This window comes from Psychrobacter sp. (assembly GCF_030457785.1).
Classification (GTDB): domain Bacteria; phylum Pseudomonadota; class Gammaproteobacteria; order Pseudomonadales; family Moraxellaceae; genus Psychrobacter.
Genome location: NZ_JAKDUI010000100.1, coordinates 1 through 9,150, shown reverse-complemented (window position 1 = coordinate 9,150; position 9,150 = coordinate 1). Strand labels below are relative to the sequence as shown.

5 protein-coding genes are annotated in these 9,150 nt (G+C 45.3%); 2 read left to right on the top strand and 3 right to left on the bottom strand.

All coding sequences use genetic code 11. The features are described 5' to 3' along the window. Positions 1-334: 334 nt before the first annotated feature. The 3 genes from rlmD to cysM all read right to left on the bottom strand — a co-directional run bounded on the left by rlmD (position 335) and on the right by cysM (position 4,133). Positions 335-1,846: a 23S rRNA (uracil(1939)-C(5))-methyltransferase RlmD gene (rlmD, locus tag L0J61_RS06385; RefSeq protein ID WP_301465495.1), complete on the bottom strand. Its 1,512-nt coding sequence runs from the start codon at positions 1,844-1,846 to the stop codon at positions 335-337. A 285-nt stretch (positions 1,847-2,131) separates the two neighbouring features. Next, complete coding sequence (locus L0J61_RS06380) at positions 2,132-2,956, bottom strand: 3'-5' exonuclease (protein WP_301465494.1); 825 nt, start codon at positions 2,954-2,956, stop codon at positions 2,132-2,134. A 208-nt stretch (positions 2,957-3,164) separates the two neighbouring features. After that, complete coding sequence (gene cysM / locus L0J61_RS06375) at positions 3,165-4,133, bottom strand: cysteine synthase CysM (RefSeq protein WP_301465493.1); 969 nt, start codon at positions 4,131-4,133, stop codon at positions 3,165-3,167. Positions 4,134-4,564: 431 nt separating this feature from the next. Here cysM and L0J61_RS06370 point away from each other — a divergent pair, with 431 nt between their 5' ends. Together L0J61_RS06370 and L0J61_RS06365 are read left to right on the top strand one after the other, a co-directional pair. Continuing rightward, entirely contained in the window at positions 4,565-8,032 is a 3,468-nt protein-coding gene (locus L0J61_RS06370; protein WP_301465492.1) for an ATP-binding protein, read from the top strand. Between the two features lie 210 nt (positions 8,033-8,242). Next, positions 8,243-9,055, top strand: a complete 813-nt coding sequence (locus L0J61_RS06365) for a crotonase/enoyl-CoA hydratase family protein (RefSeq protein WP_301465491.1) — start codon at positions 8,243-8,245, stop codon at positions 9,053-9,055. Positions 9,056-9,150: the final 95 nt, after the last annotated feature.

The following is a 9,150-nucleotide window of genomic DNA, read 5'->3' as shown; positions in this document are numbered from 1 at the left end:
GGTACTACGCTATGCTTTAGGTTGGCAATATATCTCTGGTTTTGCGTAAGTCCTATTTATAATTGTAGATGGGACGCTATAAATCAATAGAACTACCAAAAATGCTTATTTAGCAGCAGTAAAATGCGTGGAAAGCTGAGATTGTTTTTTCTCGTTCAGCGCTGATAAAGCAAATATATGAATACCGTTTGGTATTATCTCACGTTGAAGTGACAAATCAAGCTAGGCTGTGTAATGACTGGTGATAAAAACGGTGAATAGCCTCTACTTATTAATACCGCTTACTCATAGCTTTGACTGAGTACAAACGAGTAAATAGAGGCGGTTTATCAGACTAGATAGCGACTTTTTCAAAACGAGCGATAGACTCGACATGACCAGTATGACAAAACATATCCATCACTCCAGCATGAGTCAGACGATAGCCTTGTTCTAATAATGCTTTGGTATCACGAGCAAGCGTCGCTGGGTTGCAAGAAACATATACGATACGGTCAGCATTGAATTTAGGCAAATATTGCATAATTTCCCATGCACCAGAGCGTGGTGGGTCAATCAGTAGCGCATCAAAGCCTTGATTGGCCCAAGGTTGATCTGAGCAATCATGCGTTAAGTCTTGGCTATAAAATGCCGTATTATTGATGCCATTGCGACGGGCGTTATCGGCTGCACGTGCAGTCATTGCATCGCTACCTTCTACGCCGACCACTGAGCCGGTGTCGCCAACGAGGCGGGCGAGTGGTAAGCTAAAGTTGCCGAGTCCGCTAAATAAATCCAGTACCCGTTCGCCAGCCTTTAAGTCTAATAAATCGCAAGCGAGCTTGGTCATTTGTCGATTTACTGACAAGTTTACTTGAGTAAAGTCAGTAGGGATAAATTCATACGTCAGATCAAATTCTGGTAGTTGATAATATAATCGACCAAACTGCTGGCTCATGTCATCATCGTTTGTCAACGCAATACGTTGGATGCTATCAGCCCCTTTAGACTGCAGATACAACTGCCAATGACGCTCGGCAAAAAACACCTTTAGCTTGTCGACATCCGCGTCTGATAAGGGTGCTAAGTTACGTACGATGAGCGCGACGGGTTGATCGCCATCTGGTAACTCAGGTATTTCCTCACCCATGGCCAATTCCAACTGGGCAATTTTGTCACGACTCTCTAAAGTGCTGATGAGGGCTTTTAGATTCTCAATCTCAAAGCCAATCCGTGGGTCTAAAATATGACACTCATTTAACTCTGCGAGGAAGTTGCTTGAACGCTCACGAAAACCTACTAGCGCCGTTTCTTTTTTGGTGACATAGCGCACACCGAGTCGTGCTTTGGTACGATATCCAAGGCGATCACCAACCACAGGTGCAAGCCAAGTATCAGGCGCGACGTCGGCTTGGTGCACTAACATCTCAGCAAGAACTGATTGCTTAAAGTTAATTTGACCATCTGGCTGCCAGTGTTGTAGGTTGCAACCACCACAGACACCAAAATGCGGGCAGGGTGGCTCAGTGCGCTCAGGGTTTGGGTTGGCAGTAATGCTAACTGCATCACCTGCCTCAAAACTTGCGCGGCTGTTGGTCAATTTGACCAGGGCGCTTTCACCTGGCAAAGCGAAACTAACAAAAACCTTTTTACCATGTTTGTCTGCGACATGTCCGTCTTTTTCATCGAACCCATTGCCATATACTGCCACGCCACGACCATCGTGTGATAGTCCATCAATAGTAAAAGGCGATGGCTCTGCGTCTTTTAGACGGCGACGTATCTTTGACGATGGTTTCGATCTTTTCTTATTGGGCGGTGTGGTGATGGTTTGCGTATCGGTACTTTTTGAGTCGGTGGGTTTCATAAACCTGCCTTAATAATAAGTGATAAAATTCTAAAAATAATCATGATCAGCACTGTCTTGATAAAAACGTCTTGATATAACTGTTTTGGTAGTGCTGGTTATGCGATTTATTATTTGCATCTTGAGTGGTGATGAAGTTATACCAAACTCAAAAACACGACTAGCTGTGTCAAAATCGCTTAGCCTACAATGTGTAGTGCTTGTGCTGGGTATAGTACGTGCGCTATACACAGTACTTGAACTATTTTTCCTTGCTACTCGAGTTTTTGTGAATGGTACGGTTATTTATGTTTTTGGCGCAGAAGACCAGTCAGCGATAAATTCATGGTGACGTGCACGTCCGTCTGCTTGGGTAAGTTGTGCTAAGTAGTCATGGCTTTGCTGTTGCCAATCATCAAAACCTTGTGAAGATAATTGACCAGTGAGACGAAGCCAGCGCAGATATATCAGCCAAGTGTTCATGACATCAGACTCACAATATATCGATAGTGTCTGCCAATCATCATTAGCAACGAGGTCACCAACCATACTGCCATCGACATCCGTCTTGCCGGGTAGATCGTAGAGACTGGCAACCACATTCATCGCTTCACGGCGACTGGCGCCGTACTGACTGAATCTATCCATCAAATCAAGATGACGGGTATGGAAGCGATTGACATAATTGTCAAAACGCAGATTTTTGATACGTTGACCTTCTTCAAACAGCCAAGGTGCTGACAAGTCGTATTGCATAGCGCGGTATATAAGGACTGGAATATCAAAGCCTGAACCGTTCCAGCTGATAAGCTGTGGCAGTGTCTCAAGCTCGCTAAATGCTCGAAAAAACTTGGCAAGGATGTCCTTTTCGTTAAATTTGTCTGCAGTCAGAGAAAACAAAGAAAACTTGCCAGCTTTGATATACAAGGCTGAGATGCAGACAATACGCTGTAATGGCAAGCGCATAAAGTCGTGCCCTGATTCTTGTGTGCGTATCGCCGTCAAAGCGCTTAATGCGTCCGCATCATTGAGATCAGCCAGCTGCGGATAGATACGGCGAGCCGCATCAGTATCGGCGATGGTTTCGATATCGAATACCAGTATAGGGTCGGATGGTAAGACTTGGGACATAAATAATCCTGACTATTGATACGTTTATAACTCGTGCGAATACAAAATGATAGTCAAAAAAGACAAGGTTCACTGTACTCAAAAGATCTGGAGTGAATGGACATTCAACTGCCTTATCATTCTTTTCGTCTGAGTAAGCGTCTTGGAATCGACTGAGTTGTGCAGCGCCACATCGGCTGTGTGCTAGGGTTCATTAACGCCTACATTATTATTGTTGTCTATCGGCATCAGCATCGGTATTGTCATCAACACTATATAACCCCGTTGATAGATAACGGTCACCACGGTCGCAGACGATAAAAGCAATCACTGCGTTTGGATTTTCTTTGGCTATTTGAGTGGCTGCCCATGCGGCTGCGCCAGAAGAAACGCCAGCGAAAATACCTTCAGTTTTGGCCATTTTGCGCATATAGACTTCAGCGGTAAGTTGGTCGATGTCCATCATTTCGTCGACTAAATCTGCATCAAAAATACCCGGCATATACGCCGCAGGCCAACGGCGGATACCGGCAATGGATGCCTCTTCAGCAGGCTGTAGACCGATGATCTTGATGTCTGGGTTTTGCTCTTTTAGATATCGAGACACGCCTGTGATGGTGCCGGTGGTGCCCATGGAGCTGACAAAATGCGTGATTTTTTTGTCCGTTTGTGCCCACAGTTCGGGTCCTGTGGTTAGATAATGCGCTTCGCTATTGTCAGGGTTGTTAAACTGATCTAATACGACACCTTTGCCGTCCGCTTGCATCTGCAACGCTAGGTCGCGTGCCGCTTCCATGCCTTCGTCGACTTCTATCAATGTGGCACCGTAGGCTGCCATTGCGTCTTTGCGTTCTTGAGTTGAGTTGGTAGGCATCAAAAGTATTATGGGATAACCGCGCATCGCTGCGACCATGGCCAAAGCAATGCCAGTATTGCCACTGGTGGCCTCAATTAAGGTATCGCCAGATTTGATATCGCCGCGCAGTTCTGCTTGGTAAATCATATTAAGCGCAGGACGATCTTTTACAGAGCCTGCTGGATTATTGCCTTCAAGCTTAGCCAGTAATATCGCTCCGTTGGTGATTTTCTCTTGCTCAGGCAGGCGCTGTAATTTGACCAATGGTGTCTGCCCGACGCAATCAGCAAGGGCAGTTACTTGAGAGATAAAACTGGTATTTGACGTGGTCGTAGTGGACATAAAGTAGCCTTGTTTTTAGTATAAGTTTTCAACTAACTGTTTTTTTAATATCATTTGGTTTGAAATGCGGGCGTTGATTTGGCTACTTCAAGATGTAAGCCAATAGCCAGTAGATATTTGGTTACACCTGGTAGCCATAAAAAATAGTAGCAAGTAAAAAGTTGCGCCATTATATCATTTTGTTTTTGGCTACGCTGAGAGCATCGAGAGATTTTGGTAAATGAGTGGTGTCTAAAAGATACGGGAACCGTCACAGCGCAACAGAGGGTCGTAGACGACTGCAAGAGAATGAAAGCAGTCAATGGAAACTGAGCTTAGTACTTATGTCCATAAATACTGTTAAAATAGCTACTGAATGGATGTTGGTTGGTGATAAAACTGACTTACCATCATGAATGATATATAGCACAAACCAATAAAGAGTGGGTTGCATGGCATACAAAAAACGATTTGATACCAGTAGCGCTTATGGTCAGCTAGTTGTATTGGTGTTTTTACCGATATGTATATTGGCTGCCGTTGGTGGTATTTTGGTTTTTTATGAAACCATGCGCGCCAGTAATTCAGAGCAAGAAGTCATGGCAGAGGCTGTGCTGATTCGTTATACGCCGGTGATTGCCGAACTGATGCCTGAACTGCTAGAGCAAGACCGTGCTCAAGACACTAGTGACATTTATGTAGGGGATACACCTCAGGTTGTGGTCTCACAGCTTGAGGCTATCCAAGACAAGCTCGGTCGCATGCAGTCCGAGCAGCATGTACAGCGTATTGCTATTATAAACCAAGATAACCAAGTACTGGCAACGGTGGGCTACGGTCTGAATGAGGCATGGCCATCGATAGATGTATCAGAGCAGTTTATATTACAACAAGCAACGGCTATTGGTACTGCTTATGGTAGTGAACTGGGTGAGTTTGAAGGACAAAAGCTGTGGTTGCTGGTCGATATGGACGACGAACCGCTTTATATCGCTCGTTATCGTATCGCGATGGCACTTGTGATCACGGGTTTGTTCACTATATTGATTTTATTGCTCAGCTTAAATATTTATTCAAAGCGTTGGATCGCACCAATCTATGAGCTGCGTTTGCAACTGCAGCGGACTCATGTGAATAATTTGTATTATCCCATCCCCGTTGAGTCGGATGGCGAGCTGAATTTATTGCAACAAGATTTGGTCAGGACATTGCGCCGATTGCACATGAGCTTTCAGGAGCTGAAGGATCATGCAGAACAAACGGAAGATGATTTGCGTTTGGCATTTGATGAGATGGAGATGCAAAACATCTCTATTCGCAATGCGCGTGATGCAGCAATTTCAACCAGTCAATCCAAATCAGCATTTTTGGCAAATATCAGTCACGAGCTGCGTACACCGTTAAATAGCATTGATGGGTTTATCAATCTGCTGGCACGTCACGGTGAGTTGAATCCTGAGCAAGACCTTTATGTGCAAACCATTCGTAAATCATCGTCACATTTATTGGCTTTAGTGAACGATGTTTTGGACTTCTCCAAGATAGAAGCCGGCAAGCTGGTGCTTGATCGCCATGATTTTGATCTTTACGACACGATTTATGATGTGGTCGACATGCTCTCGCCAGTGGCTGCTGAGAAAGGGCTGCGCATGGCGGTGTTGTTTTATAACGATGTGCCGATGCGCATTAATGGTGATGCTCTGCGTCTCAAGCAGGTGCTGACCAATATCGTCGGAAATGCAATCAAATTCACCGATGCTGGTGATGTGGTGGTTCGTGTCAGCTTAGACGATCATCGTGATAATTACTTGATGGTTAGCGTTCAAGACAGTGGCAAGGGCATCTCTATCGCTGATCAAAAAATGTTGTTTCAGAGCTTTAGCCAAGGGGATCCGTCGATCACTCGTCAGTATGGCGGTACGGGCTTGGGTCTCGTGATATCCAAACAATTGGTTCGGTTGATGGGCGGTGATATTGGTTTTTACGACAACGCCCAAGAAAATATCGCCAATCAAGGCGCGACGTTTTGGTTTCGCATGCCTGCACACGTTGATGTGTTGGAGGTTGCCAATGGTCAGACGATTGACCTACCTGTGTTGGCACCACTTGCTAGTGATACGGATGAGTTTAATGTATTGGTATGGATCAATCATTCCGCCTCCATACAGGTGCTCAAAGCCAGCTTACAGCATCTGCCTATTCGCTTGACCCAAGCAAACTCATTACCGGGTGTGCTTGAGTCGTTGAAAGAGCACGGCAATGATTGGGACTGGGTTATCGTTGATGATGACACGCAAGACGATATGATGGCATTATTAAAACAAATTCGTTTGCATTATCAAGGCAAGCTTGCGGTATTTGGTTACCAAGTTGCCGCTGATCAAGCCTTGCTCAATCGCTATCACGCCAATATCTTGTATGAGCCGTTAGATAAAAGACAGCTATACGCCATGCTTGATACTCAAAACCGCAGCTTGCCAAAGAGCATGCAAGAGCCACGTTGGAAAGGGGTAACCGTACTGGCAGTGGATGATCATTTGCCTAACTTACTTGTGCTCGATGCCTTATTGAGCGAGCTCGGCATTCATGTAATAACAGCGAGTAGTGGTTTTGATGCGATAGAAATTATCAGCAAGCAACAAACCAAAAACATAAAAACAGCCAAAGACCGTACTCAAAGCCTGTCCAATAAGACGCAACGCTCGAAAGCAGAAGCACGAGACGAAATCAGAAAGCAATCTGGCAATACGGCGTATTCGGACGATACAAGCAGTGAGGATAAAGGCAGCAGTCAAGACGACTCGCATATCGACCTGATATTTATGGATATTCAAATGCCGCGCATGTCAGGACATGAAGCAGCAAAGCAAATTCGCAATATCGAAACAGAGGAAAGCGGTATCCCCATCATTGCTCTGACAGCTCATGGTTTGGCCGATGAGCGAGACAGGCTGATTGCTAGCGGCATCAATGACTATGTCGGAAAGCCTATCAGCCAGCCGCAGCTACTGCAGGTACTGCAAAAATGGCTTGGCCGTACCACGACAGCATCAGAGCTAACCGCTTTATCTGAAGCCAATTTACATAGCTTTGACGTACAGGATACTGACGCACAACAGATCGGTACACCGTCTTCAGATTTACAAGATACGGGAGAACAGCCAGAGTGGCCAACCACTGCCATGGGCAAAACCTATCCAACGAGAAAAGAAGAAAAGGGTAGCCGTGAAGATATCTTAGATGATGCCGAACAGCCAAAGATAGCCCGTCCGCTGTCGTTGAAAAAAATCCGCGACGATTATCTACGGGATAGCCAGCCACGTGAGGGTCACAGAAAAGAAACGCCACGAGAAACCCAGCCACGCTACGAAAATCTAAAATTTCAAGAGCAAGGGCAATCGCCGTTGTTGAATCTGCCAAAAACGCCTATAAGACCTGGTGATGAAGGGGAGGGTGCGAATATAGAGTCGGAAGAGCATAATCAAAAAAGCAATTTTGCAAGCAATAGTCATTTAGAAATTTTAGATTGGCAAGACGCTTTGAATCGCTCAGCCAACAAACCAGATTTGGCGGCAAAGTTAATCATTATGATGATCGACACCATTAATGATGAAAAGCAAGCATTAACCCAAGCATGGGAGGCAGGCGACCGTAGCATGCTGGCACAAACGGCACATCGTATTTTAGGCGGCAGTCGTTATACGGGGGTGCCGCAATTACGTCAGACCAGCCAAGACCTAGAAGACAAGTGCTTGCTGAATGTCCAACATACGACGCCTGCTCAGTTTGCGATGCTCGAGCCTTATTATGAGGCGCTAATGACTGCCTTGAATAATTTGCAAACGCTAGATTTATCGGCTTACCCACAGTTGAGTTATCATCGTTTGAGTGAAAACGATATGACTTGGAAAATGATATAAGGTCGGTGAAATGCCTGATGATAGGGTGCTATCTTAACGTGCTTTTGTTGTCTACGTCACTTATATGGGTTTCATTGGATGAATATCTTGTCGATAGTACCGTGGCAGTCAGTTATTGCTAGGGCAGGATAAAGATAAGCCTGCTAGAATTGCTAACGTTAGCGTTATGTTTTTTTCATCAATATGGACTATTCACTGATAAGGATTGTTATGAACGCGATTGCCAATCGACAATATGAGACCCTCATAGTTAGCAGTACTGACAATATATTGACGGTCACCTTAAATCGCCCACACAAAAAAAACGCCATGAGTTTTAAGGTAGTAGAAGAGTTAATCGCCTTAGCAGGGCGTGTGAAAAAAGATAAAACCGTTAGAGCGGTTATCCTCAATGGTGCAGAAGAGACGTTTTGTGCAGGGATTGATTTAGGCGATTTGAATCATCCAAAAAACCAAGTGTTTGCTGCTTGGGAGTTGCTTAAGCCCTGGCAAAGCTCGTTTCAACGCGTGTGTTTGGTATGGCGTGATGTCCCCGTGCCAGTGATTGCAGTCTTGGAAGGCTATTGCATCGGTGCTGGGTTACAGCTGGCGCTCGCCTGTGATGTGCGTATCAGTCACCCTGATTGCAAGCTGTCTATTATGGAGGCTAAATGGGGGCTCGTGCCTGACATGGGCCTGACGCAATCGGCGCTCGGTGTGGTAAGAGAAGACGTCTTAAAAGAGCTCGCCATGACGGCACGTATCATCGATGCGAGTGAGGCTAAAGAGTTGGGGCTTGTCAGTCATTGCAGTGAGTCGCCGCTTGAGCAAGCTCAGACACTTGCAGCTGAGTTTTCGGAGCGATCCCCTGATGCAGTGTTGGCCAGCAAACGCGTGATTAATGCCATGCATCACCAATCAGCGATAACGCTCTATAAAGAAAAAATGTGGCAGCTTAAGATGATGCTCGGCCGTAATAGAAAACTGGCACTTAGAAAAGCCAAACAGACCAGTATTGCTTTTGGTAAGCGTCAGTTTCGTTAGGTCTTCTTAGGGAGTATCCTTAGAGGTTCTAGGTTTAATCTATTTTAACATTTTACCGCAGAAATCCCCTACCTCTAAGGTAGTGGGATGAATGC

Bases quoted from the DNA above. Each gene is read 5' to 3' on its own strand.
- rlmD (WP_301465495.1), bottom strand. From the start codon at position 1,846: ATGAAACCCACCGACTCAAAAAGTACCGATACGCAAACCATCACCACA.
- L0J61_RS06380 (WP_301465494.1), bottom strand. From the start codon at position 2,956: ATGTCCCAAGTCTTACCATCCGACCCTATACTGGTATTCGATATCGAA.
- cysM (WP_301465493.1), bottom strand. From the start codon at position 4,133: ATGTCCACTACGACCACGTCAAATACCAGTTTTATCTCTCAAGTAACT.
- L0J61_RS06370 (WP_301465492.1), top strand. From the start codon at position 4,565: ATGGCATACAAAAAACGATTTGATACCAGTAGCGCTTATGGTCAGCTA.
- L0J61_RS06365 (WP_301465491.1), top strand. From the start codon at position 8,243: ATGAACGCGATTGCCAATCGACAATATGAGACCCTCATAGTTAGCAGT.